The organism is Streptomyces sp. NPDC060064 (genome assembly GCF_042736455.1).
Lineage (GTDB): Bacteria > Actinomycetota > Actinomycetes > Streptomycetales > Streptomycetaceae > Streptomyces.
On the sequence record NZ_JBHWWF010000013.1, the window covers coordinates 36,543 to 61,058 of the forward strand.

General features: G+C 70.2%; 24 protein-coding genes and 1 pseudogene. 13 read left to right on the forward strand and 12 right to left on the reverse strand.

Annotated elements, in window-relative coordinates:
- Nucleotides 1-86: 86 nt before the first annotated feature.
- Nucleotides 87-443, reverse strand: coding sequence for an ArsR/SmtB family transcription factor (locus tag ACFWDI_RS17210; protein WP_385304796.1), 357 nt, complete (start codon nt 441-443; stop codon nt 87-89).
- Nucleotides 444-653: 210 nt separating this feature from the next.
- Here ACFWDI_RS17210 and ACFWDI_RS17215 point away from each other — a divergent pair, with 210 nt between their 5' ends.
- The 3 genes from ACFWDI_RS17215 (at nt 654) to ACFWDI_RS17225 (ending at nt 3,285) form a co-directional block, all read left to right on the forward strand.
- Complete coding sequence (locus ACFWDI_RS17215) at nt 654-1,145, forward strand: Lrp/AsnC family transcriptional regulator (protein ID WP_327321921.1); 492 nt, start codon at nt 654-656, stop codon at nt 1,143-1,145.
- 130 nt (nt 1,146-1,275) lie between these two features.
- Nucleotides 1,276-2,088 carry a dimethylargininase gene (gene ddaH, locus ACFWDI_RS17220; RefSeq protein WP_385304798.1) on the forward strand — a complete coding sequence of 271 codons (813 nt, stop codon included), beginning with the start codon at nt 1,276-1,278 and terminating at the stop codon, nt 2,086-2,088.
- A 117-nt stretch (nt 2,089-2,205) separates the two neighbouring features.
- Nucleotides 2,206-3,285 (forward strand): NADH:flavin oxidoreductase/NADH oxidase, encoded by a 1,080-nt coding sequence (locus tag ACFWDI_RS17225; protein ID WP_385304801.1) that lies wholly within the window; start codon nt 2,206-2,208, stop codon nt 3,283-3,285.
- A gap of 26 nt (nt 3,286-3,311) precedes the next feature.
- Here ACFWDI_RS17225 and ACFWDI_RS17230 read toward each other — a convergent pair.
- Nucleotides 3,312-3,453 (reverse strand): annotated as a pseudogene (locus ACFWDI_RS17230) (NUDIX domain-containing protein); the annotation flags it as partial.
- Between the two features lie 322 nt (nt 3,454-3,775).
- Between ACFWDI_RS17230 and ACFWDI_RS17235 the strand changes: the two are divergent.
- The 4 genes from ACFWDI_RS17235 to ACFWDI_RS17250 all read left to right on the forward strand — a co-directional run bounded on the left by ACFWDI_RS17235 (nt 3,776) and on the right by ACFWDI_RS17250 (nt 7,579).
- The gene (locus ACFWDI_RS17235; RefSeq protein ID WP_385304802.1) at nt 3,776-4,861 is read left to right on the forward strand and encodes a WD40/YVTN/BNR-like repeat-containing protein; all 1,086 of its coding nucleotides are present in this window, start codon (nt 3,776-3,778) and stop codon (nt 4,859-4,861) included.
- A 35-nt stretch (nt 4,862-4,896) separates the two neighbouring features.
- On the forward strand, nt 4,897-5,574 hold the full coding sequence (locus ACFWDI_RS17240; protein WP_385304804.1) for a uracil-DNA glycosylase: 678 nt from the start codon (nt 4,897-4,899) through the stop codon (nt 5,572-5,574).
- Nucleotides 5,571-6,563, forward strand: coding sequence for an N-acetylglucosamine kinase (locus ACFWDI_RS17245; RefSeq protein WP_385304806.1), 993 nt, complete (start codon nt 5,571-5,573; stop codon nt 6,561-6,563). Before ACFWDI_RS17240 ends, ACFWDI_RS17245 begins: the two co-directional genes overlap by 4 nt.
- Before the next feature lie 95 nt (nt 6,564-6,658).
- Nucleotides 6,659-7,579 carry a sirohydrochlorin chelatase gene (locus ACFWDI_RS17250; RefSeq protein WP_385304807.1) on the forward strand — a complete coding sequence of 307 codons (921 nt, stop codon included), beginning with the start codon at nt 6,659-6,661 and terminating at the stop codon, nt 7,577-7,579.
- A gap of 76 nt (nt 7,580-7,655) precedes the next feature.
- Here the strand turns inward: ACFWDI_RS17250 and ACFWDI_RS17255 are convergent, their stop codons facing one another.
- From ACFWDI_RS17255 to ACFWDI_RS17280, 6 genes are all read right to left on the reverse strand, one after another.
- Nucleotides 7,656-8,699, reverse strand: a complete 1,044-nt coding sequence (locus ACFWDI_RS17255) for a lactonase family protein (RefSeq protein ID WP_385304810.1) — start codon at nt 8,697-8,699, stop codon at nt 7,656-7,658.
- A 72-nt stretch (nt 8,700-8,771) separates the two neighbouring features.
- The gene (locus ACFWDI_RS17260) at nt 8,772-9,923 is read right to left on the reverse strand and encodes a nitric oxide synthase oxygenase (RefSeq protein WP_385305036.1); all 1,152 of its coding nucleotides are present in this window, start codon (nt 9,921-9,923) and stop codon (nt 8,772-8,774) included.
- Between the two features lie 224 nt (nt 9,924-10,147).
- The gene (locus ACFWDI_RS17265; protein ID WP_385305038.1) at nt 10,148-11,650 is read right to left on the reverse strand and encodes an FUSC family protein; all 1,503 of its coding nucleotides are present in this window, start codon (nt 11,648-11,650) and stop codon (nt 10,148-10,150) included.
- Nucleotides 11,651-12,135: 485 nt separating this feature from the next.
- A complete protein-coding gene (locus ACFWDI_RS17270) occupies nt 12,136-12,609 on the reverse strand; it encodes an ATP-binding protein (RefSeq protein WP_385304811.1) in 474 nt (157 codons plus the stop codon).
- Nucleotides 12,606-12,800, reverse strand: coding sequence for a DUF5999 family protein (locus ACFWDI_RS17275; RefSeq protein WP_385304812.1), 195 nt, complete (start codon nt 12,798-12,800; stop codon nt 12,606-12,608). Before ACFWDI_RS17275 ends, ACFWDI_RS17270 begins: the two co-directional genes overlap by 4 nt.
- Nucleotides 12,801-13,028: 228 nt before the next feature.
- Complete coding sequence (locus ACFWDI_RS17280) at nt 13,029-15,182, reverse strand: ATP-binding protein (RefSeq protein WP_385304814.1); 2,154 nt, start codon at nt 15,180-15,182, stop codon at nt 13,029-13,031.
- A gap of 251 nt (nt 15,183-15,433) precedes the next feature.
- On the opposite strand from ACFWDI_RS17280, the gene ACFWDI_RS17285 reads away from it, so the two are divergent.
- Nucleotides 15,434-17,737 (forward strand): ATP-binding protein, encoded by a 2,304-nt coding sequence (locus ACFWDI_RS17285; protein WP_385304815.1) that lies wholly within the window; start codon nt 15,434-15,436, stop codon nt 17,735-17,737.
- A 131-nt stretch (nt 17,738-17,868) separates the two neighbouring features.
- On the opposite strand, the gene ACFWDI_RS17290 is transcribed toward ACFWDI_RS17285, so the two are convergent.
- Nucleotides 17,869-18,603 carry a TetR/AcrR family transcriptional regulator gene (locus ACFWDI_RS17290; protein WP_385304818.1) on the reverse strand — a complete coding sequence of 245 codons (735 nt, stop codon included), beginning with the start codon at nt 18,601-18,603 and terminating at the stop codon, nt 17,869-17,871.
- A 153-nt stretch (nt 18,604-18,756) separates the two neighbouring features.
- Between ACFWDI_RS17290 and ACFWDI_RS17295 the strand changes: the two genes are divergently transcribed.
- The 4 genes from ACFWDI_RS17295 to ACFWDI_RS17310 all read left to right on the forward strand — a co-directional run bounded on the left by ACFWDI_RS17295 (nt 18,757) and on the right by ACFWDI_RS17310 (nt 21,732).
- Nucleotides 18,757-19,980, forward strand: coding sequence for a saccharopine dehydrogenase family protein (locus ACFWDI_RS17295; RefSeq protein ID WP_385304821.1), 1,224 nt, complete (start codon nt 18,757-18,759; stop codon nt 19,978-19,980).
- A 117-nt stretch (nt 19,981-20,097) separates the two neighbouring features.
- Complete coding sequence (locus ACFWDI_RS17300) at nt 20,098-20,580, forward strand: Lrp/AsnC family transcriptional regulator (protein ID WP_327321968.1); 483 nt, start codon at nt 20,098-20,100, stop codon at nt 20,578-20,580.
- A 67-nt stretch (nt 20,581-20,647) separates the two neighbouring features.
- Nucleotides 20,648-21,343: an HAD family hydrolase gene (locus ACFWDI_RS17305; RefSeq protein WP_385304823.1), complete on the forward strand. Its 696-nt coding sequence runs from the start codon at nt 20,648-20,650 to the stop codon at nt 21,341-21,343.
- 125 nt (nt 21,344-21,468) lie between these two features.
- Complete coding sequence (locus tag ACFWDI_RS17310; protein WP_385304826.1) at nt 21,469-21,732, forward strand: biotin carboxylase N-terminal domain-containing protein; 264 nt, start codon at nt 21,469-21,471, stop codon at nt 21,730-21,732.
- Here the strand turns inward: ACFWDI_RS17310 and ACFWDI_RS17315 are convergent.
- Entirely contained in the window at nt 21,710-22,549 is an 840-nt protein-coding gene (locus ACFWDI_RS17315) for an SDR family oxidoreductase (protein WP_385304827.1), read from the reverse strand. The genes ACFWDI_RS17310 and ACFWDI_RS17315 overlap by 23 nt on opposite strands.
- Nucleotides 22,550-22,645: 96 nt before the next feature.
- On the opposite strand from ACFWDI_RS17315, the gene ACFWDI_RS17320 reads away from it, so the two are divergent.
- Nucleotides 22,646-23,107 carry a MarR family winged helix-turn-helix transcriptional regulator gene (locus tag ACFWDI_RS17320; protein WP_385304828.1) on the forward strand — a complete coding sequence of 154 codons (462 nt, stop codon included), beginning with the start codon at nt 22,646-22,648 and terminating at the stop codon, nt 23,105-23,107.
- 38 nt (nt 23,108-23,145) lie between these two features.
- Here ACFWDI_RS17320 and ACFWDI_RS17325 read toward each other — a convergent pair whose 3' ends face one another.
- Nucleotides 23,146-23,661: a SixA phosphatase family protein gene (locus tag ACFWDI_RS17325; RefSeq protein ID WP_385304829.1), complete on the reverse strand. Its 516-nt coding sequence runs from the start codon at nt 23,659-23,661 to the stop codon at nt 23,146-23,148.
- A 94-nt stretch (nt 23,662-23,755) separates the two neighbouring features.
- Nucleotides 23,756-24,436 carry a class F sortase gene (locus ACFWDI_RS17330; protein WP_385304830.1) on the reverse strand — a complete coding sequence of 227 codons (681 nt, stop codon included), beginning with the start codon at nt 24,434-24,436 and terminating at the stop codon, nt 23,756-23,758.
- Between the last annotated feature and the right edge of the window lie 80 nt (nt 24,437-24,516).

Here is a 24,516-nt window from a genome sequence, read left to right on the forward strand (position 1 = left end):
GATCCGCGACCAGGGCCGCTGCCCTTGCCGTGGCGGGGAGTTCATCCCTTGGAGTGCGCTCGATGTCAACCCGCTCCGGACACGGCCTACTTGTCGCCGTCGCCGAGACGGTCCGCCTGGTGTGCCGCCGCGCCGAGGATGCAGTCGAGCAGTCCGGGGAAGAGCGCGTCCAGATCGTCGCGGCGCAGCTCGTTCATCTTTGAGGTGCCCTGGTAGGTCTGCTGGATCACGCCGCCCTCGCGCAGCACGCGGAAGTGGTGGGTGGTCGTGGACTTGGTGACGGGCAGATCGAAGTGCGAACACGACAGGCTCACCTCTGCCGTCGCAAGGTCACGTACCACGCGCATCCGCATCGGGTCGGAGAGCGCGTGGAGCACGTTCTCCAGGCGGATCTCCTCGCGCGTGGGGTGGGCGAGCACGCGGGGGCTTGTCGCGGTGGTCACGGCGGCTCCACTTCATCGAGGGAACTCCATTGTACGAGAACTCTCGTAGTTTGATACTCATCGTAATACGATGAATCTCGTACGAGTCGGGCGCAGGACGCCGCCCGACGCCGCGTCGAGCCACTCTCGCGCCCTGAGCTGCACCCACGGGTTACTGTGCGCTCTGCCGTGGCACGACGCGCGGTGCACCCCGAAGGAGGAGATGACTCCATGTCCCGGCGCGGAGCTGAGCTGGACGAACTCGACCGCAAGATCATCGCGGCGCTGATGGCGGATGCGCGGGCGAGCCTGAGGGAGATCGGCGTGTCGATCGGCCTGTCGGCGCCCGCCGTGAAGCGCCGCGTGGACCGGCTGCGGGAGCAAGAGGTGATCACGGGCTTCACCACGGTGGTGAAGCCCTCAGCGCTGGGCTGGCACACCGAGGCGTATGTGGAGGTGTTCTGCGACGACGCCGCCCCGCCGAGGAGGCTGGCGGAGGTCGTTCGCAACCATCCCGAGATCCAGTCGGCCGTGACCGTCACCGGGCGCGCCGACGCGATCCTGCACATCAGAGCACTCGATGTCGCGCACTTCGAAGACATCCTGGAGCGGATCCGCTCGGAGTCCTTCGTGAAGGCCACGAACAGCTTCATCGTGCTCAACCACCTCCTGCCGGGCAGCCCGGAGGCCGGATCGGGACGCCTCGCACCCGATACCGCTTAACAAGTGGTGGCTCAAAGCCTCGTACGCGCAACATAGTTGCGGATGCACGCAACTCATTCATCTTGTCACTGTCCGTCACAAATCAATAGCCTGGTCGGTGCCCCCGCAACACGGCGAAAGGAAATCGAGGATGCCGCCCATCCGTACAGCGACGAAGCGCCGATATCTTGTCTGCCCGCCGGAATACTTCGACGTCCGGTACGCCATCAACCCATGGATGACATCGGAGGAGCCGGTCGATGTCGGAATGGCCCGAAAGCAGTGGAACGCGCTGACATCCCTGTACCGCGAACTGGGCCACACCGTGGAGACGGTGGAACCGGTCGCCGACCTCCCCGACATGGTGTTCGCGGCCAATTCGGCACTCGTACTCGACGGCAAGGTGTTCGGCGCGCAGTTCCACGCACCCGAGCGGCAGCCGGAGGCCGCCCACTACCGGAAATGGTTCGAAAACGCCGGATTCGAGACGCGTGTCCCGTCCCACACCTGCGAAGGAGAAGGCGACTTCACCCCGGTCGGCGGATACATCCTCGCCGGCACCGGATTCCGCACCCTGCCTGCGTCCCATCACGAGGTACAGGAATTCTTCGGCACGCCGACGGTGAGTCTTCACCTTGTCGACCCGCATTTCTATCACCTGGACACAGCACTGTTCGCGCTTGACGCCGAGAATATCGCCTACTATCCGGCGGCTTTCTCGGAGGGAAGTCAGAAGGTACTCAAGGCTCTCTTCCCGCACGCGGTCATCTCCACGCGGGAGGACGCACTCGCCTTTGGGCTCAACTCCCTCTCCGACGGACGCAATGTGGTGATCGCCCAGGACGCGACGGGCCTGATGGAGAGCATCGCGGCGCGCGGCTACGTCCCCGTCCCGGTGGACCTCTCGGAGTTCCGCAAGGCGGGCGGTGGAGCGAAGTGCTGCACCCAGGAGATCCGCGAGTAGCGCCCCGTGCGCGACGGGACCGCACCTTGTACGACACCTCTCGTAGTTTGACACCCTCCGTACTACGATGGGTATCGTACGAGTCGTACACCGGTCCCGCCCCGAATGGAGTCCGCCGTGAGCGCGCTGTTCCAGCCCTACACCCTGCGATCGCTGACCATCCCCAACCGCGCCTGGATGGCGCCGATGTGCCAGTACTCGGCCGAGGTGTTCGGGCCGAACACCGGCGTGGCGAACGACTGGCACTTTGCCCACTACGCCGCCCGCGCCACCGGTGGCACGGGACTGATCCTGACCGAGGCGACCGCCGTCAGCCCCGAGGGCCGGATCAGCCCCGCCGACCTCGGCATCTGGAACGAGACCCAGGTCCACGCGTTCCGCCGGATCACCTCCTTCCTCAAGAGCCAGGGCACCGTTCCCGGAATCCAGTTGGCGCACGCCGGCCGCAAGGCGTCGACGGACCGCCCCTGGAAGGGCGGCGCGCCAGTGGGGGCCGATGAGCACGGCTGGCAGCCACTCGGACCCAGTCCGCTCCCGTTCGACGAGGGGCACCCCGTCCCCGACGAGCTGAGTATTGATCAGATACGCGAGATCTCCGGGCAGTTCGCTGACGCGGCCCGCCGCGCCCTGGACGCCGGGTTCGAGATCGCCGAGATCCATGGCGCACACGGCTATCTGATCGGCGAGTTCCTCTCCCCGCACAGCAATCACCGTGACGACGAGTACGGCGGCTCCTTCGAGAACCGAGTCCGCTTCGCGCTCGAGGTCGTCGACGCGGTGCGCGCCGTATGGCCCGAGGAGCTGCCGCTGTTCTTCCGTATCTCCGCCACCGACTGGCTGGAGGAGGCCGGCTGGACGGCAGACGACACGGTGCGCTTCGCCTCGCGGCTGAAAGAGCACGGCGTCGATCTGCTCGACGTCTCGACCGGCGGCAACGCCGCGCGGGTCCGCATCCCGACCGGCCCCGGTTACCAGGTGCCGTTCGCCGCGCGGGTCAAGAGGGAGGCCGGTCTCCCGGTCGCCGCCGTGGGCATGATCACCGAGGCCGAGCAGGCCGAGAAAATCCTGGCGAACGGCGAGGCGGACGCGGTCCTGCTCGGCCGCGAGCTGCTGCGCAACCCGTCCTGGGCCAGGCACGCCGCCCGGGAGCTCGGCGGCGACATCCGCGTCCCCGAGCAGTACCACCGGTCCGTCTGACGTGTGCACCCGAGAGCCGGCGGCCGCCCATTGGGGGCTTCGACCCCCCCAGGCGCCGTGGATGATGTGGGCGACCTTGAGGGACTCGGGCTTCACGGTGATGCCGGTCTCCTCGTAGAGCTCTCGGACTGCGGTCTCGGTAATCGGCTCGTTCGGTTGCCGGGAACCGGCTGACGGGCGCCGCGCTCAATGCCTCGCCGAAGGCGGGTCTGTCCGCGTTGCCCTGGCCGGCACTCCTCGCGCTCGGCCTCGCCTGCGCCGCCGCTCTGCGCGGACTGCACGGCTCCGGCAGATTCGCCCCGGCAGCACCGATGAGTTCCGGGGCCCCGGCCGGTCTGCACTGAGGACGTGAGTCGGTTCTGTCGTCGACCGAGCCGTCCCGAGCTTTCCCTCCGGGCCGACCTGCGCGAGAGCCGCCCACGGGCCACTGTCAGTGGGCGGGTGCAGACTGGCCCCTATCCGAGACAACGGCGTCCTGGAGGTATCGGCCATGACCGATGTACTTCTGACTGTAGGCACTCGAAAAGGGCTCTTCATCGGCCGCAGACGCGGTGGAACGTGGGAGTTCGACGGCCCGCACTTCAATGCGCAGGCCGTGTACTCGATCGGGATCGATACGCGACGATCCGTGCACCGGCTGCTGGTCGGCGGCGACAGCGCGCACTGGGGTCCTTCGGTGTTCCACTCCGACGACCTCGGCAAGACATGGATCGAGCCGACGAAGCCGGCGGTGAAGTTCCCCAAGGACACCGGAGCGTCCCTGGAACGGGTCTGGCAGCTGCATCCGGCCGGTCCCGCCACGCCTGACGTGGTGTACGCGGGGACGGAGCCCGCCGCGCTGTTCCGCTCGGACGACGCCGGCGAGACCTTCGAGCTCGTACGGCCCCTGTGGGAGCACCCGACCCGCTCGCAGTGGGTGCCGGGCGGCGGCGGTGAGGCGGTGCACACAGTGGTCACCGACCGCCGTGACCCGGAGGCCGTGACGGTCGCCGTGTCGACGGCCGGGGTGTTCCGCTCCAAGGACGGCGGTGGCAGCTGGGCGCCGTCCAACCAGGGAGTGTCGGCGGTCTTCCTGCCCGACCCCAATCCGGAGTTCGGGCAGTGCGTCCACAAGATCGCGCAGGACGCCGGCGATCTGGACCGCCTGTATCTGCAGAATCACTGGGGCGTGTACCGCAGCGACGACGCGGGTGCCAAGTGGACGGACATCGGCGCGGGTCTGCCGTCCGACTTCGGTTTCGCGGTCGCCGCGCATCCGCACCGTCCCGACACGGCCTATGTCTTCCCGATCACGGCGGACGCGGACCGGGTGCCTGCCGGGCGTCGCTGCCGCGTCTACCGTACGAACGACGCGGGCGGCAGCTGGGAGGCGCTGTCGGCCGGGCTGCCCGAAGGGGATCACTTCGGGACGGTGCTGCGGGACGCGCTGTGCACGGACGACGCGGATCCGGCGGGTGTCTACTTCGGCAATCGCAACGGCGAGGTGTACGCGAGCGCGGACGACGGCGACAGCTGGCAGCTGCTCGCCTCCCATCTGCCGGATGTGCTCTGTGTGCGGGCGGCGGCCATGGGGTGAAACGCACCGCCGCCGCACCAGTAGAGTGACGCCCCGTGGTAGCACGACCGTTGAAAGAAATCATCGAGCCCGGGTGGGCCGATGCGCTCGCTCCAGTGGCTGAACGCGTCGCCGCGATGGGCGACTTCCTGCGCGCGGAGATCGCCGCGGGGCGCACCTACTTGCCGGCCGGACCGAATGTGCTGCGCGCCTTCCAGCAGCCCTTCGACGAGGTGCGTGTCCTGATCGTGGGTCAGGATCCGTACCCCACGCCCGGGCATGCCGTGGGCCTGAGCTTCTCGGTGGCACCCGAGGTGCAGCCGGTGCCCGGCAGCCTGGACAACATCTTCCGGGAAATGCACGCGGACCTGGGGCACCCCCGTCCCTCCAACGGGGATCTCACACCGTGGACCCGGCAGGGGGTACTGCTGCTGAACCGGGCGCTCACCACCGCGCCCCGCAAGCCCGCCGCACACCGCGGCAAGGGCTGGGAGGAAGTGACCGAGCAGGCCATCCGGGCCCTTGCCGCACGCGGCAAGCCCCTGGTGTCCGTGCTGTGGGGGCGTGACGCCCGCAATCTGCGCCCGCTGCTCGGCGATCTTCCGGCGATCGAGTCCTCGCATCCCTCCCCGATGTCCGCGGACCGCGGCTTCTTCGGCTCGCGTCCGTTCAGCCGGACCAACGAGCTCCTTCAACGCCAGGGGGCGCAGCCGGTGGACTGGCAGCTTCCGTGAGCGTGAGCCGGGTACTCGGAGTCGACTCCGGGGGTTCCGGGCTGCGTGTCGCGCTGGCCGAAGCCGGGAACCCGGGGAAGGCCGAGACCGAGGTGTCGCGTGAGCCGGTGCGCACCGGTGCCGCGGGCATCGACGTGGAGCATCTGCTGGAGCAGCTGCTGCCGATGGCACGCACCCTGCTCGACCGTGCGGGGGGCTGCACCGTGTCCGCGGTCGCGATCGGCGCCGCCGGGATGGCGACGCTCGGTGACCGGCTGCGCGCCGAACTCCCGGCCGCACTGGCCGAGTCACTGGGTGTACGGCGCCTGGCGCTCGCGGCCGACGCGGTCACGGCCTACGCCGGTGCGCTCGGCCAGCGGCCCGGGGCGGTCGTCGCGGCGGGCACGGGCCTGATCGCGCTGGGCACCGACCTGTCCGACTGGCACCGGGCCGACGGCTGGGGTCATCTGCTGGGCGACTGCGGCGGCGGCGCATGGATCGGCCGGGCCGGGCTGGAGGCCGCGCTGCGCGCCCACGACGGACGGCGTGGCGGTTCCGCAGCCCTGCTGGCCAGGATGGAGTCGGTGTTCGGTCCGGCGCAGGAGCTGCCGGTTTCGCTGTACCCGCGCTCCGACCGTCCCGCGGTGCTCGCCTCCTTCGCGCCGGAGGTCGGCCGGTGCGCTGCGGACGGCGACGAGGTGTCGGCGGACATCCTCGCGGCGGCCGCCCGGCATATCGCCGAGTCGGCCGCAGCCGTCTGCCCGTCGGCCACCGATGTGCCCGGGGGATGCGAAGTCGCCCTCACCGGTGGGCTGTTCAGGATGGGTGCTCCTCTTCTCGTACCGCTGAGGGCGGAGCTTGCCGGACAACTGCCGTACGCACGGCCGCTGTCCGCGGCCGGCGATCCGCTCACCGGCTCGTTGCTCATCGCGTCCGCGCTCGCCACCGATTCGCTGCGGCTGCCGCGCCATCCGACTCTGCTGCACGTACCGACAGAGCAGGACAGCTGAGGCGTACACCATTCATCGGATAAATGGGGACAGATGACCCTTGACCGCCCCCTCCCCGAACAGTCGCGCCCCCAAAACCAGTAGCATGCGGCGCCATGAGCTCCCCCACTGGGCCTGCATCCGGCCTGCCTGTACGAATGCCGCGACCCCGACAGACCGGGCGGCACCGCCGCCCGGAGCCCGTAGCGGCTCCTGAGGGCGCGCCCGCGCTCGTGCTCGCCGTGCCCGGCGCTCCCGCGCCCGCCACGCGCAGCCTGGCCGAAGAGGTCATAAGCATCGCTCGCTCCGAGCTGCCCGGCCTCGAGGTCGGCATCGGTTATCTCGACGGGGACAACGCCGAGTACCCCACGCTCGAAGGCGTCCTCGCGCACACCGCCGCCCGGCGCACCGAGCGGTACGAGATCGCGCAGGCCGCCGGCCGTGAAGTGGCCGCGCCCGAGGGCCCCGCCGCCGTTGTGGTGCCCCTTCTCGCCGGCCCGGACAACGTCCTGATGCGCCGGATCCGCCAGGCCGTCATGGACAGCCGCGCGAGCGCCGAGCTGACCGATGTCCTCGGCCCGCACCCGCTGCTCGCCGAAGCCCTGCACGTCCGGCTCTCGGAGGCCGGTCTGGCGCGTGCCGACCGCGCCCGGCTGTTCACCGTGGCCACGGCGGCCGACGGCATCATCCTGGCCACGGTCGGCGGCGAGGAGGCCGTCCAGGCCGCCGGGATCACCGGCATGCTGCTGGCCGCGCGTCTCGCGGTACCGGTGATGGCCGCCGCGCTCGACCACGAGGGCGCGGTCGGCGCGATCGCCGAGCAGCTGCGCGGCTCCGGCTCGGTGCAGCTCGCCCTGGCGCCGTACCTCGTGGGCCCGGAGCTGCCCGAGGGCCTGCTCGACTCGGCCGTGAAGGAGGCGGGCTGCGCCGCCTCCGAGGCGCTCGGGGCCTACCCGGCGATCGGAAAGCTGGTGCTGTCGCAGTACGCGACCGCGTTGGGCATCGCGCCGCAGCCTCAGGGCTCGCCGAGTCTCTGACGGCTCCGCCGTACGTACGCAGAAGGGCCCGCACCATGCGAACGGTGCGGGCCCTTGCGCAACACCCCGGCGACGGTCAGGCGAAGATCACGCAGGAGGCGGCGGGGACGTCGAGGGAGCCCGACCTGCGCGGAACGCCCGTCTCCGGGTCGATGTCGAACCAGGTGACGTCTCCGGAACGCTCATTGGCGGCGTACAGCCTGCGTCCTGTGGGGTCCAGGGCCAGGTCGCGCGGCCAGTGCCCGCCGCACGGCACCGTCGTGATCAGCTCCGCCTTCTCGTGCGTCTCGTCGAGCGCGAGGACGGCGATGCTGTCATGGCCGCGGTTGGCCGCCCAGACATGGCGGCCGTCGTGCGAGACAACCACCGCGGACGGGTAGCTGGGCCCGGCCGCGCCGTCCGGCAGCACCGGTGTCTCTTCGAGCGGTTCGAGGACGCCCGAGTCCGCGTCCCAGCGGCAGACGGTGAGGGTCGGCTCGAGCTCGTTCAGCACATAGGCGTGGCCGCCGGCGGGGTGGAAGGCGAGATGGCGCGGTCCTGTGCCGGGGCGCAGCGCGGTTTCGCCGTGCTTCGTCAGCTCGCCCGACTCGGGGTCCAGCACGCATGTCCGTACGGAGTCGGTGCCGAGGTCGACGCTGAGCACCCAGCGCCCGGTCGGATCGGGCAGTACCTGGTGCGCGTGCGGGCCGCGTTGCCGGTCGGGGTGCGGCCCTGAGCCTTCGTGCTGCAGTACGCCGCTTGCGGCGACCGGTTCGCCGTCGGCCCCGACCGGGAGCACGCTGACGCTGCCGGAACCGTAGTTGGCGGTCACCAGATGGCCCGAGGCGATCGCGAGATGCGTGGGTCCCGCGCCGCACACCGGCACGCGCGCGCCGATCGGCCGCGGCGACGGCCCGTCCGCCTCGAAAGCCCCCACCGCGCCCTCGGCAGTCTCAGAGACGGCGTAGAGGACCGTACGGCCGGACGCGAGCGCGAGATACGACGGGTCCGCGACGGCGTCGCTCGCCCCCGTCTCCGTCAGGGCCCCGGTCTCCCCGTCCACGGCGGCCGTGATGATCCCGCGGCCCCCGGCCGAGGTGAACGACCCGATGAAAGCCCGTCCGGCGCTCTTGTCGCCCACAGCATTCCCCTCTCCGCCACTGATTCGCCTGCTGCCCGGCCGACGGTAGCAGGCGGTCTAGACCAACTCCGGCTACGCGTCCCCTTCGCCGCGGGCGCGCGCGGTCGCCTCCGGGTGGTGGACATAGGCGGGACGCCATTGGGTCGTGTCATACGTCCGGTGGAAGACGGGTGTCGCGGAGCCCGAGATCGGCGGCACGATCCACGACCAGTCCGCGCCCACAACACGGCCCCGGCTCTGCTCCCGGTCCAGGTGTGTGAGGAAGCGGCGCGACTCGGTGTGGTGGTCGGTGACCGTGACTCCCGCGAGGTCGAAGGAGTGCAGGACCGCGCGGTTCAGCTCGACCAGTGCGCGGTCCTTCCAGAGCGTGCGGTCGTTCGTCGTGTCCAGGCCCAACTGCTCGGCGATACGCGGCAGCAGGTCGTAGCGGTCGGTGTCCGCGAGGTTGCGGGCGCCGATCTCGGTGCCCATGTACCAGCCGTTGAAGGGAGCTGCGGGGTAGCAGATCCCGCCGATCTCCAGGCACATGTTCGCGATCGCGGGTACGGCGTGCCAGCGCAGGCCGAGGCCCGCGTACCAGCTCTGCTCCGGGTGGTGCAGCTCGACTTCGAGTACGGCGTCGCGCGGCAGCTCGAACCAGCGCGGTTTGCCGTCCCCGTCCTCGATCACCAGCGGCAGCAGATCGAAGTGTGTGCCCGGGCCTCCCTGCCAGCCGAGCCTGAGGGCGAGCTCGGTGATCCCGGCGTTGCGCGGGTCTCCGACGGCGGGCCCGTAGTCGCCGGCGTAGCCCGCGTACCGTACGAGCTGCTCGTTCCAGATCCGCGGTCCTGGACGGTCCGGCGCGTCCGGGGCGAAGACGGTGATGAGCGGGCGGATCCGGCCGCCGTTGTTGGCTTCGCGCAGATGGTCGGCCGCCTCGCGCGCCACGGAGTCGGCGTCGTCGATGTGCCGACGGTCGCGTATGCGCAGGGAGCGCCAGTAGAGCCGGCCGATGCAGCGGTTGCTGTTGCGCCAGGCGACGCGTGCGCCGTAGACGAGTTCGGCCGGGGTGTGGCGGTAGGTGCCGGTCGCCTCGATCTCCGCGCGTACGGCGGCGATCCGGCCCGCCGGGTCGCCGGCCGACGGCTCCTCGCGGTGATGGAGCCGGATGAACTCCTCGGCCTCTTCGACCAGCTCACCGCGGGTGGCGGGCGGGCCGCCCGCCGACTGCTCGGAGTGGCCCATCGGGCAGCGGACTTCCGGCGCCGGAGCGTCCGCCGATTCGTGCGCTGACACCCGTGCACCGGTCCGGCGCAGGGCTCTGAGCAGAGACTTCCGCATGGCGCGTACCCCCGGTCCTGGAGGGGACGTACGTGGATGCCGCTCTGGTTACCCCTTGAACAGACTGATCCACCCTGTGTGTGCCAGGTGAATTTGCCTCATTCCGCGGCTTGTGCCGTTGTGGCAGGTCAGGCAGGTACAAGGGGAGCGCGGGGAGAGGTGCGCAGGGGCGCGTCGAGCTCCGCGAGCGCCCGCTCCAGCCCGTGCAGATGGGTGAGGGCGGCCTCGGCCCCGGGGTGGTGCTGCGGCGCCCGCACGGAGTCGACGGAGGCCTTGGTCTGCCGGGTGGCAGGCGGCACCAGCGCGTGTACGGCGGCCTCGACGCGCCGGCAGGCGGCGGCCAGCCGGGCGTCGTGGGAGGCGTCCGGGTCGGCGGCGACGGTGGCGAGGCCGCGCACTTCGCGAGCGCAGTCGTCGAGCAGCGCGATCACCTGGCGGGCGCGCGCCTTGCGGGCACGCAACGGGCTGAGCGGATGGACGAGCGGGGCGAGCGAGAGCCGTACCCGGCCGAGCAGCAGCTCCAGTTCGGCGGCGAGCGGCGCCGGATCGGCCTCCTCCTCCCCGGCCAGTCGGCGCGCGGCCGCGGTGGTGCAGCCGTGGACGCAGTGCAGTGCGCGCCGGATCCACGCGTCGGTCGCGGCATGGGTGGTGACGGGCAGAATCAACGCGACACCGAGGGCGGCACCGAGCGCGCCGACCGCCGTCTCCTCGAAGCGCAGGAGCAGCAGCCCCGGGTGCAGGACGCCCAGCAGCCCGTACAGCAGACCGGCCATGACGGTGACGAAGAACATCATCCAGCTGTACGAGGGCGTGGCCGTGTAGAAGATGCCGAAGACGCAGACCGCGACCAGGGCGGCCGTCGGTGCCGGCGCGCCGCCGACCGGGACCGCGATCAGCAGTCCCGCGGCGATACCGGTGACGGTGCCGACGACGCGGCGGAAGCCACGGACCAGGGTCTCGCCGCGCGACGCGGTGTTGACGAAGATCCACCAGGCGGTGCCGACGGCCCAGTACCAGCGGTCCGGGGAGATCAGCAGCCCTGCAGCGAGCGCGACGCCGCAGGCGAAGGTCGCCTGGAAAGCCTGCCGGGTGGTGGGGCGGGCGAGCCCGCGGCCGGGGAGCGGCGCGGGCGCGGCGGGCGGCGGCGTACGCCGCTCGATGGACCACAGGCCGAAGCGGACGGCCGAGGAGGCGGTCAGGGCCAGCGCCACCGCCCCGTACAGCTCCGGCAGCTGTGCCGGTACCGCGTGCAGGAACTGGGTGACGAAGAACATCATGAACCCGAAGATGCCCAGCGCCTGCCCGCGCGGGCCCCAACGCCGGGCGTAGACGCCGCAGAAGACCACGCTGAGCCAGGCGGTGGCGCGCAGCAGCGGCAGCTCGTGCAGGGCGGTCGCGAGCGCGAGGATGGGGAAGCCGGCGGCGGGCAGCAGGGCAGTGGTGACGGCCTGGCGGCGCACGGTCGGGTCGCCGACGGTGAAGAGCCCGAGGAGCGCGGCGAGTCCGCCGGTGATGGAGGCGATCAGGGAGAGCCCGGCCAGCTCGGCTGCGGCGACGGCGAGGGCGACGCCGAGCACGGCGCGCGTCGAGACGCGCAGTCGCACGCGCCCCGGATCGGGGGCCACAAACATCCGCTGCAGGCCGGTCATGCTCTTCATGACGGTCGTCCCGCCCCCCTTGCTGTTCACACACCCTCTTCAGACATGGCAAAGGCGCTGCGGGTCCCGGTCCGGCTCCGTCACCGTTCCGGCGCTGCGCAGCGCCATCTCTCCGCAGAGGAAAGCATCACCGCACGCAGTGGCTCAACTCGACCGCGATGGACTGGTCCATTGGCACAGTCGAGGCCGGGAAGTGTGGGCCAGAGGGAGGCCAACGGACCGTGACGGTGAACACACTCGACACCCGCATCCTGCGGCTGCTGATCGAGCAGCCGCGCTCAGCCTCCGCGGGCAGAAGGCAGTCGGCCGCTCGGGGCGAGCGATCGTGAGGCCCAGGGGTGCGAGGCTGCGACGGAACTCGTCTCCCGGATCCCTGGGCCCGTTTCGATGACTATCGGGCTGTTTGCTTCTCTTTGGGTCGTCGACAGGTTCCTCCTTCCGCCGTAGGACGCGGCCCCCTATCCGGAGCCGACGCGGGTATGCAGCTCGAACCACACCACCTTCCCGGCGCTTGTCCGGTCGCTGCCCCAGGAGCGGGACAGCAGGGTCAGCATGTACAGCCCGCGCCCCTCCTCCTCGTGCTCGCGGGCCCGGCGCCTCGTGGGTCCGGAAGGATTCGCGTCCTCGATCTCGCAACGTATCCCGCGGTGCCGGGAAGGCCGGCAGAAGGTGAGCCGGACCGGACCCCACGCATGGCTCAGGGCGTTGGTGACCAGTTCGCTGACGAGCAGCTCCGTGTCGTCGATCTGCTCGTGGAGCGCCCATTGAGCCAGCTGGGTGCGGACGATTCGCCGTGCTTCTCGCACCGAGGACGGTTCGGGTGGCAGGAGCCAGGACCGTCTACGGGGGCTCTCGTCCGGAGGAACGCCGAGCCCGGCCTGCCGTGTCGGACCGGCCGCAAACTCAGGCATGGGCGCCGTGAACGGGTTCATGACGCCCCGATCTCCATGACCTGAGCGGTGGGAGCGGACCTGACGTCGGGCAGGAGCTCACCCATGTCCTCGAACACCGTCACACCGTTGCAGAGGAGGCCCCAACCCTGCTCAGGGTGGTGGGCCACGAGGCGGGCGGCGTCATGGTCGGGCGCGGTTGAGGATGGGCAGGATGGCTGGTGCTGGCACATTGCTCGGACCTTCGATTCTCCGCCCGACTGGGGCGGATCTCGGATGACGCGACCATCATGTGCCGACGACCAGCGTGTCGGAAGGGGATAAATCCCCGTATCGATACCTGAGCCGCCCGAAGCGGGCCTGGTGGGCATCGTAGGGTGACGGCGCAAACGCTCCGTGTGCGGCGCTACTGCGGTTCCCCGCGTTTCACCCGCCCCCTTCACTGACCGGCCGGCGCCTCTTCACTGGCCGGCCGCCACCTCCCGAGGGGGCCACGAAGCCGGGGCCGAGGAGCCGTACAGGGCCCATTCCGCCGCCCTGTCGCGTCCCATCCTCGCTCCGCGCCGGACTGCCGCGGTGTATCTGCGCTCGCCGAGCTCGGTGCGTAGACGGATTTCGGTCCTCTCGTGTCCCGCGGCCAGGTGCTGGAACCCCGATTGCGAGATCCCTACGGAACGCCCCACGACCTCCGCCGCGCCCAGCAGCCGGGCACCGTCTTCCGCCTCGCCGGCTGAGGCGGCGGCCCAGGCCAGCGCCTCCAGGCAGAGAGCGATCCCCCATCCGTCCCCTACGACCCGGCGGGTCTTGAGGGCGTCGCGCAGGAGTTCTGCCGCATGGCGTGGCTCACCCTGGCGCCAGCGGTAGAGGCCGAGCGCCCACAGGGCGTAGGAGCGGGACCAGGGCGCGTGTGCCTCATCGCACAGGGCAAGGCACTCCTTCCCGACATCCGCGGCACGAGGATCGCCGGACATGGCACATGCCACGGTGAGCTGATAGAGGGCGGTCATCAAGCCGTTGCGATCACCGGCCGCGCGGTGGCCTTCCACGGCTTTCTCCAGAAGGCCGATCGCCTGGCGGAAGTCGCCTTCGTAGAGCGCACAGCCGCCCAGGTACTGCTCGGCGTGGACCAGGGTGGTTGTATCGCGAAGCCGGAGCGCGAGGGCCCTGCACTCCTCCAGCTGCGGCAGCGCCGAGGACGTGTCGCCCCGGAGCACCGACAGCCAGCCGTCCACCCACAGCGCCTTGCCGCGGGCCACCGTGTCCTGGGGTGCGAGCGCCAGCGCCCTGCCGAGCCAGTGGCGGCCCTCGCTCAGGAACCCGCTGCACAGCCAGTGGAACCACAGCGAGGCGGCGATATCCAGCCCCTCCTGCACCTGGCCGGGCTCGCTGAGGCAGAACTCCAGGGCGGTGCGGAGGTTGGCGTGCTCACTCTGCAGCCGGGCGAGCCAGGTCTCCTGGCGCGGGCTCAGCCACTCCGCCTCCGCGCGGTCCACCAGCCGGTGGTACCAGTCCCGGTGGCGTTGCTGCAGGGCCGGCTTCTGCCCGGCCTCGGCCAGGCGCTCCGCGCCGTACTGCCGGATCGTTTCCAGCAGGCGGTAGCGCACCTGGGCACCCTGCTCCTCCCGGATCAGAACCGACTTGTCGACCAGCCCGGCCACCAGGTCGAGGATGCTCTCCTCGGGTATGCCGTCACCGGAGCAGACCGCTTCGACCGCGTCCAGCCCGCAGCTCCCGGCGAAGACCGATGTGCGCGCCCACAGCCACTGCTCACCGGGGGAACACAGATCAAAGCTCCAGTCGATCGAGGCGCGCAGCGTCTCGTGGCGGGGCAGGTCCGCCGCGGTGTTGTCCGGGGACAGTTCGAGGCGCTCGTCCAGCCGCCGGAGGATCTCTTGGGGCGTGAACGTCCTGAGTTGCGCCGCGGCCAGTTCGATGGCGAGCGGGATGCCGTCCAGACGCCGGCAGAGCCGGACGACCGTCTCCAGGTTTTCGGGGCCGAGGGTGAACTCCGGCGACGCCTCCGCCGCCCGCCGCTGGAACAGCCTGACCGCTGCATAGTGAGCGGCTGCCTCGGGGCGGAGCGTTCGATGGGGTTCCGGCACGGCCAGTGCGGGCACCGAGAGGACGGACTCGCCGTACACCCCCAGGGGCTGGCGGCTGGTGGCCAGCACGCGCAGCCGGGGAGCCGCGCGCAGCAGGCGGTCGGTGAGCGCCGCGCAGCCGTCCAGGATGTGCTCGCAGTTGTCCAGGACCAGCAGGGAACGCGTGTCACGAAGGCGGTCGCAGAGCAGGTCCGACGGGTGCCGGGCCGACTGGTCCCGCAGGCCGATCCCCGTCGCGACGGTCTGCGCGAGCAGCCCTTCGTCCTCCAGCGCGCCGAGCTCGACCAGCCAATCGCCGTCCGGGAACGCCCTTCGCACCTCGTCGGCAACTCCCGTTGCCAGCTTGGTCTTGCCCACGCCACCCACACCCGTGAGGGTCACCAGGCGGGAATGCCGCAGCATCTTTTTGGCCTCGGCGAGCTGCTGTCGGCGGCCGATCAGGGAGGACTCGTCGCCGAAGGAAGCGCCCCGCCGTAGGTGGGGACCGGTGCCATTGGCGCCGTGGGCGGACATAACACCATGGTTGCACCTGCGGCGGGAGGACCGGATTTCCTCTCCGGCCCTTCCGCCGGGCGGGGCGTCCGGAGCCGCCGGGCGGGGACGGCCGGAGCCGCAGAGGAATAGGCTGGATGACGTCGGCCCGGTTCACGAACGGCCTGTGGCGCCGTGGATCGGACCGATCCGAGGAATCGATGGCTGTCGTGGCACCAAGCGTCTCGACACGTCGGCAGGAGGGCAGGCTGCCTGCCGAGGTGACGAGCTTCGTGGGACGTCGGCACGAGGTGGCCGAGGTCCGCAACAGGCTGTCCGGATCGCGTCTGGTGACGCTCACGGGTGTGGGGGGAGTCGGCAAGACGCGGCTGGCGTCACATGTCGCAGCCGAGGTCCGGTCGGCGTTTGCGGACGGTGTGTGGCTCGTCGAACTCGCGGGCCTGGATAATTCCGAGCTGCTCGCCCAGACCGTCGCCGAAGCGCTGGAGATCCGTGACCATTCCTCCCGCGGGCCACTGGACATCCTCACCGAACATCTCCGGGACAAGCGCACACTGGTGATCCTGGACAACTGCGAGCACCTGCTGCCGCAGTGCGCGGTGCTGGCCGATTCTCTGCTTCGCTCCGCCCCCGATCTGAAGATCCTGGCCACCAGTCGGCAGGTGTTGGGCCTCCCTTACGAGCACACCCTTGCCGTGCCGACGCTGGGCCTGCCGAGCACCGGGAAACCCCGGCTGTCCCTCAAGTCGCTGGCCCGGTGCGACGCCGTACGGCTGTTCACCGAGAGGGCGGGCGCCGTCCTGCCCGGGTTCTCCGTCACCGAGGCCAACCGTGAAGCAGTGGAACGGATCTGCCGGCAGCTGGACGGCATCCCTCTGGGAATCGAGCTTGCCGTCGTCCGGCTGCGGGCCCTGTCCGTACAGCAGTTGCTGGAGCGGCTGGACGACCGGTTCCAGCTGCTGACCGCCGGTTCGCGGGCGGTGCTCCCGCGCCACCAGACACTGCGCGCGCTGATCGACTGGAGTCACGTTCTGTGCACCGGTCAAGAGCGGCTGCTCTGGGCTCGCGCCTCGGTGTTCACCGGCGGCTTCGATCTGGAGGCGGCCGAGGGGGTCTGCTCCGGCGACGGCATCCGCCGTGAAGAGATCCTCGATGTGGTGACCGGACTTGTCGACAAGTCGGTCCTTCTCAGGGAGGAGCCCCATTCGACGGTGCGCTACCGACTGCTGGACACACTGCGGCAGTACGGCCGGGAGCAGCTCGTCGCAGCCGGGCAGACGGCGCCTCTGCAACGGCGCCACCGTGACTACTACCGGCGGCTGGCGGCCGAAGCGCGTGCCGAGTTGTTCGGCCCGTCCCAAGTGGCCTGGTTCGCACGGCTCCACCTGGAGCACACCAATCTGCGCACTGCCCTGGAGTACAGCTTCGCCGAACACGGGGAGGCCGAGACCGGCCTGAGCATGGCCTCGGACCTGCTCTACCACTGGATCACCAGCTACTACCTCGGCGAGGGACGGCGCTGGCTGGACGAGGGGCTCGCCGTCTGCACCGAACCGAACCAGGTACGCGCCCGAGCGCTGTGGACCAACAGCTGGCTGGCCGTCATCCAGTCGGAGACCGCCGCTGCCGCGGCCATGCTCGAGGAGAGCGGGAAGCTCGGGAAACGGCTCGCGGACGATTCCGTTGTCGCCTACACCGCGCTGTACTCCGGCATGATCGCCATGTATCGGGGGGACGCCGAATCCGCGATCGGGCTCTACGAGGAGGCGGTGGCCCGGCACCAGGCCGTCAACGACCCCGTGGGACTCGCGCTGGCGCTGATCCGGCTCTCCCTCGTCCACTCGTTCCTCGGTGACTCGCCGCGCGCCATCGCCTTCGGCGAGGAGTCGCTGAGGGTGTGCGACACGTACGGAGAGGGCTGGCACAGGGCCTACACGACGATGGCGCTCGGAATCGAGGTCTGGCGCCAGGGCGACGCCCGTCGCGCCATCGAGCTCGAGAAGGCGAGCCTGATCTTCAACCGTTCGCTCGACGATCCGCTGGGGGTCGGCGTCAACCTTGAGGTGCTGGCCTGGATCGCCGCCACGGAGGAGCAGTACGAGCGCGCCGCCCGGCTCCTGGGCGTCCTGCAGACCGTCTGGCAGGCGATCGGCGCGCCGCTGTCCGGGTACGGACACCTCGTCAAATACCACGACGAGTGCGAGTCGCGCACCAGCCGGGCTCTTGGGGCCACGGCCTTCCGTGCTGCCGTCAGGAAGGGCTCCCGGCTCTCCTACGGCGAAGCGCTCGGCTACGCGCTCGAGGAGCACCTGGCGGCGGCGGAACCCGGCGGAGAGGATGAGCGGCCGTCACCGCTCACCCGTCGGGAGACCGAGATCGCCCATCTGGTCGCGCAGGGGCTGAGCAACAAGGAGATCGCGGCCACGCTGGTGATCGCCCAGCGCACGGCGGAGGGCCATATCGAGCACATACTGAGCAAACTCGGCTTCACCTCCCGTGCCCAGGTGGCTGTCTGGGTCTTCGAGCACGACCGCGCAGCCGACGGGGACGAGCGCGCTCCCCAGGGCGGGCCGTGACGGCCGAAGGCACGAAGGCACGAAGGCACGAAGGCACCGTGAACCGGCTCCGCGGCCAACTACCCTTTGAGCGCAGCGAGGTGAGCCCCTGGACGATGTGGCGGCCCGCGAAGGCGAAGAGCCGAGCAGGCTCAGCCGCTCCCGCTCCCGCCGCCGTCCCCGCGTTGTTCTTCGCGAAGCCGAGTTGATGCGCTGTCCAGCAGCATCTCCAGCGCGGTGGGATACGCACTGTGGTTCATCCGGGCGACCAGCAGATGCGCGGTCGCTGCGATGTGTGGATGAGTCGCGGCGGGCAGCCGGGCGTACGTGGCCTGCCAGACCTCCTCGTCCGCCGCGCGTGCTGCCGCCGGCAGCGCCAGCGAGGCCGCGTCCAGCGCGGCGAACGCCAGGCTCTGGTCGATGAACGCGTGATAGATCCGGACCGCCTCGGCGTCCGGGAAGCCGGCTGTGCGCAGCAGCCCCAGGATCGTCTCGTCAGCCGCCACTTCGTAACCCTTGCCCGTCACGCGGCTGGCGGTCAGCACTGCCGCCTGCGGATGCTCGAGATACGCGGCATGAATGCGCAGCCCCAGCTCCCGTAGGTCGGCGCGCCAGTCGCCGGTGCCCTCCCAGCACGCCAGGGCACGTCCGACGAGCATGTTCCCGATGGCCAGCGTCAGGTCGTCGATGCCGCTGAAGTACCGGTACAGCGTGCTGGGGTCCGCCCCCAGGGCGGTGCCGAGGCGGCGGACGGTCAGGCCCGCGCTCCCGTGCTCCCGCAGCATGCGCAGCGCCGTCTCCACGATCAGCTGCTCCGACAGCACCGCACCTTTCTTCGTGGGACGTCGCCGCCTCCGGGCCTCCTCCGGCACCACAGACTTGGGCACAGCACGCTCCCTCCATCACCAGCACCATGACCCGACCCACCTTATGCCAACACAGTTGACGTTAACAGCGGCGGGCGCGTTGGATCGGATCCGACAAGCGGCGCGCCCCACAATCGGCGCCTGCACACCGTGTCTGGGAAACGGAGTTTGGCCATGCGTGTTCTTCTCGTGGGAGCCGGCGGCGTCGGCACCGCCATTACCCGGATCGCCGCCCGCCGGTCCTTCTTCGACCACATGGTCGTTGCCGACTACGACCTCTCCCGCGCCCAGGCCGCGGTCGCGGCCCTGGAACCGGACGGCCGCTTCAGCGCCGAACGGATCGACGCGAGCGACGAGGCGGCCGTCACCTCGCTGCTGCACCGGCAGCGCTGCGACGTCCTGCTCAATGCCACCGACCCCCGCTTTGTGATGCCGCTGTTCCAGGCTGCCCTGGGCGCCGGGGCGCACTACCTGGACATGGCGATGTCGCTGTCCCGCCCGCACCCGGAGCGCCCCTACGAACTGACCGGCGTCAAGCTCGGCGACACCCAGTTCGAACGGGCCGCGGACTGGGAGAAGGCCGGACTGCTCGCCCTGGTCGGCATCGGTGTCGAGCCGGGACTGTCCGATGTCTTCGCCCGCCACGCCGCCGAGGAACTCTTCGACGAGATCGAGGAGATCGGCATCCGCGACGGAGCGAACCTCACGGTCGACGGCTACGATTTCGCACCCTCGTTCAGCATCTGGACCACCATCGAGGAATGCCTCAATGCGCCCGTCGTCTACGAGGCCGGCCGCGGCTGGTTCACCACCGCCCCCTTCAGCGAACCCGAGGTCTTCGACTTCCCCGAGGGGATCGGCCCCGTCGAGTGCGTCAACGTCGAGCACGAGGAGGTCCTGCTGGTCCCACGCTGGGTGGACGCGGGACGCGTCACCTTCAAGTACGGCCTCGGCGAGGACTTCATCCGTACGCTGCAGACGCTGCACCTGCTGGGCCTCGACCGCACCGATCCGGTGCCGGTGCCCGCGGCGGACGGATCGGGCACGGTCCACGTCTCCCCGCGGGACATGGTCGCCGCCTGTCTGCCGGACCCGGCGGCCCTCGGGGAGCGCATGCACGGCAAGACCTGCGCGGGCACCTGGGTCAAGGGCACCAAGGACGGCCGCCCGCGCGAGGTGTACCTGTACCACGTGGTCGACAATCAGTGGTCCATGCGTGAGTACGGCTGCCAGGCCGTCGTGTGGCAGACCGCCATCAACCCCGTCGTGGCCCTGGAACTGATCGCCGCCGACACCTGGTCCGGAAGTGGCGTCCTCGGCCCCGAAGCCCTACCGGCCCGGCCTTTCCTGGACCTGCTGACCGAGTACGGCTCACCGTGGGGCATGCGCGAGCAGTGACTCTCCTCTCCGCAGAGGAAGGCCTCACCGCACCCAGTGGCTCACCTCGATCGCGATAGACTGGGCCATTGGCGCTGTCCAGGGCGGAGCTCGGGCCGGAGGGAGGCCAACGGGCGCATGACGGTGGACACACTCGACACCCGCATCCTGCGGCTGCTGATCGAACAGCCGCGCACCAGCGTGCGTGAGTACGCCCGGATCCTCGGCATCGCGCGCGGCACCCTGCAGGCCAGGATCGACAGGCTGGAACGGGACGGCGTGATCACCGGCACGGGTCCGTACCTCTCCCCCGCCGCCCTTGGGCATCCGGTGCTCGCCTTCGTCCATATCGAGGTCACGCAGGGGCATCTGGACGAGGTCGGCGACGCGCTCGCGGCCGTGCCCGAGATCATCGAGGCGTTCTCGATCACCGGCGGCGGTGATCTGCTCACGCGCGTCGCAGCGCGGGACAACGGGCATCTCGAGGACGTCATCCAGCGGCTGATCCAGCTGCCGGGCGTGGTGCGTACGCGCACCGAGATGGCACTGCGCGAGCGCGTGCCGCACCGACTGCTGCCGCTGGTCGAGTCGGTGGGCCGGGCCGCCGGCACGTCACGCTGAGCATCGGCTCGGCAAGGACGAGCACCGGCTCGGCACGGTCGAACCGAGTCTTGGCATGCTGGTGCGCATGAGCACTTCGCACACCACTTCGGTCATCTTCGATCTCGACGGCACACTGGTGGACAGCGAACCGAACTACTACGAGGCGGGGCGCCGACTGCTCGCCCAGCACGGCGTGGCGGACTTCAGCTGGGAGCACCACACCCGGTTCATCGGGATCGGGACGCGGGAGACGCTGGAGATCCTGCGTGGGGAGTACGGGATCGAGGTGCCGGTCGAGGAGTTGCTCGCCGCGAAGAACCGCCACTATCTGGAGCTGGCGCGCGCTTCGACGGATGTCTTCCCGGAGATGTGGAAGTTCGTGGAGCGGCTCCACACGGAGGGTGTGCCGATGGCGGTGGCGTCCGGCTCGTCCCGCGCCGCCATCGAGGCGGTGCTCGCCGGCACCGGTCTCGACGCGTTCATCCCCACGATCGTCTCCGCCGAGGAGGTCGCACAGGGCAAGCCCGAGCCCGATGTCTTCCTGGAGGCCGCTCGCCGTCTCGGCGTCGGTCCTGCCGACTGTGTGGTGCTGGAGGACGCCGCGCCGGGTGCGGCGGCGGCGCACGCCGCAGGTATGCGCTGCATCGCCGTCCCCTATGTCCCGGCGACGGCCGGCGACCCGGCGTTCCAGTCCGCGGGGCTGCTCTTCGCGGGCGGACAGAGCGAGTTCACGGCGCAGGCCGCCTACAACTGGCTTGTTCCACAGGCTCCCTCTGTCTGATCTTGAACGTCGGGGACCTTGCGCCGGTGGAATCGGCCGATGAGCATGGCGGCGCCGCCTGCTCTGGAGGAACTCATGGGTTCTGCCGCCGTACTCGTCGCCAATCGCGGGGAGATCGCCGTACGGTGCTGCGCGCCGCCGCTGAGGCCGGAATGCGGACCGCGGCCGTGTACGCCGAGGACGACGCGGGATCACCGCATATCCAACTGGCCGACGAGGCGCTGCCGTTGCCCGGATCGGGACCTGCCCTCGCGGCGCTGGACGCCTGGCCGCCGGAGCCGGACGGCGCGGCGCGGCGCGGCGCGGCGGCCGTACGTCGACACACGGTAGCCTCCGCGTCCTGCGGTCGGCGTCCGTCGCGCAGGGTCAGCCCACCCAGCCGCCGGTGAGGCCGAGCACCGCCGAACCGTCCAGGTCGCTGAGCTTGGTGCCGGTGAAGGCGCGGGCCCAGTCGGACGTCTGGATACGGAACGCGGGCCGGTCCTCGGTCAGCGCCTGCAGTACCGACTCGGCAGCCTCGGCCGGGGTCTGTGCGCCGCTGAGGAACTGCGAGACGGTGCGTTCCACGTAGGACCGCAGCGCATCGGCGTACGGACCGGCCGTGGCAATCGCGGCCTCCGGGTCGACACCGATGTTGCTGACGAACTCGGTCGCCACAGCGCCGGGTTCGACGACGGAGACGGTCACACCGAGCTTGGCAGCCACCGGCGCCAGGCTCTCCATGTAGCCCTCGACGGCGAACTTCGCGGCGCAGTAAGCCTCATTGAACGGCTGCCCGATGACCCCACCGACGCTGGTGACGGTGATCAGACGGCCACCAGAGGCTCGAAGGTGGGGCAGGGCCGCCTTGGAGGCATGGAGCACTCCGAAGAAGTTGACCTCCATGACCTTGCGCACATCGCCAACCGTCTCGTTCTCGAGCGTCCCGAGGTGCCCGGCACCCGCATTGTTGATCACGGCGTCGAGGCGGCCGTGGTCACTGATGACGCCCTCGATCGCGGCGGCGACAGAGGCCTCGTCTGTGACGTCGAGCTGCCGGATGTCGAGCTCGACCCCGGCGTCCGCGGCCGCCTTGCGCAGCGCGTCGGCGCGGCTGGTGTCGCGCAGGGTCGCCACGGTCTGCCAGCCGGCCCGCGCGGCGGCGACGGCGGCGGCCAGGCCGATGCCCGAGGAGGTGCCGGTGATCAGAACAACCTTGGAAGACATGGTGTGCCTTTCGTGCATGGACACTGAGCAATTCAGTGCGTGTACACACACCATAACCATTCTGTGCGTGCACACGCAACAGGTAGGATCAGGGCCATGGCAAAAAGGAAGCTCACCCAGGCAGAGATGCCCGTGGCCGACCACGCCTTCTACGGACTGGTCTGGGCCGGAACCGTCCTGACCGAACGCGTGGACCGCGCCCTGAGCAAGGCCCACGACCTGCCGGTCTCCTGGTTCGAGGTAATGCTCTGGCTCGCCTCGAACCCGGATCCTGTTCCGGCCTCCGTACTCGGCAACAGCACCATGCTCAGCCGCAGCCAGGTGTCCCGCGTCATCGACGCCCTCCAGAGCCGAGGCCTTGTCACCCGCACCCCGTCCCCGCGTGACGCGCGCTCAGTCGAAGTGGCCCTGACGCCGGAGGGCCACCAGCTTTTCGAAGAGGCCGACGCCACGCGACGCTCCTGCCTGGCTCCGGTCTTCACCGACCTCCTCGACACGGAGGATCTCGAAGCGCTCAGCACGGTGTGGCACAAGCTCAAGACCGGCAAGGACGACTGACGCCTGCTCTCCGAGTGCCCAGCGGCTCCCCGTACCGGTCAAGTCCCCCGAGGGACAGCCATGTCGGTGAGCAGAGCCGCGCCGGGGGCGAGCTCGGACCAGTCGCCGTGCCAGGTGAGAACGGCGATGGCGCTGGTGGGGAACTTCTCGCGGGTACGCTTCAGGGCGTCGCCGAGCGCCTCGGCAGCCAGTGACAGCACCAGCTCCTGGACTCCAGGATTGTGACCGCACACCAGCAACGTGTCTACGGATGCGGGTGTTTCACGTACGACAGCGAGCAGTGTGTGGAGGTCCGCATCGTAGACGCGGGCCTCGTGCTGCACTGGTGGCTGGGTTTCAAGCTGTTCGGCCGCCAGTTCCCAGGTCTCTCGGGCACGGACAGCGGTCGAGCAGATCACAAGGTCCGGGGTGTAACGGGCGTCCCGCAGCCAGCGACCGGCAGCGGAGGCGTCCCTACGGCCCCGCCCGGTGAGCGGACGGTCGAAGTCCGCCATATCCGGTGGCCGGGCGGACTTGGCGTGCCGCAGGACGATCAGCCGACGCAGTGCTGTCACAAGAACTCCCGCCGTCGATGGTCCATGCCCGACCGCCAGTATCCTGCCGCTGCGCGTGCTGTGCGGCTGAGGTCTCGATTTTCCCGGCAGCGGTTCACGCGCGTTTGCTGGAATCGAGATGGGCGAACACGACCACGTTGTCCGTGTAGTCCTTCACCTTCCTGTCGTACTCGCCTCCGCAGGTGATCAGACGCAGCTGCGCGGAGGGGGTGTCGGCGTACACCCGCTCATTGGGGAAGTGCGCCTTGCTGAAGGTCTCGACGGAGTCGACCTTGAACGTGGCGACGGTGTCGTCTGCGCGGGTGATGTCGACCTTGCTTCCCGGTTTGAGGGAGCTGAGCTCCACAAATACGGCCGGGCCGGTCTTGGTGTCGACGTGGCCCGCGACGATTGAGGTGCCGCGCTCGCCGGGTGCGGGGCCCTCCTGGAACCAGCCGACCAGATTGTCGTCGTCTCCGGGTGGCGCGTTCAGTTGTCCCGAAGAACCGACGGACAGCGGCGTGAAGGGCGCGTCGACGGCGATCTCCGTGATCGAGAGCCGCTTCGGGGCGGAACGGGGCAGCGCCAGACCGGCACCAGGGGCCGCAGGGGCGGCAGGGGCAGGCCTGGAGGGAGCCGAAGCCACAGCGCGGGCCGGCGGAGCGACTTCTGCCGGGTTGGTGAAGGAGTTGTACACAAGGAGGAAGCCCAGCCCGACCGCCGCAGCGGGCCACATCAGGGCGCGGCCGAAGGGACGGGAGGCGGGGGCTGTGCCGGGCGGCTGCAGGGCGGCCATGCGAGCGGGCCTTTCGCGTACGGGGCCAGTGAGGCGCGGGCGGGCGACGGAAGAGTCCGGGGAGCGGAAAGGGCAATCGC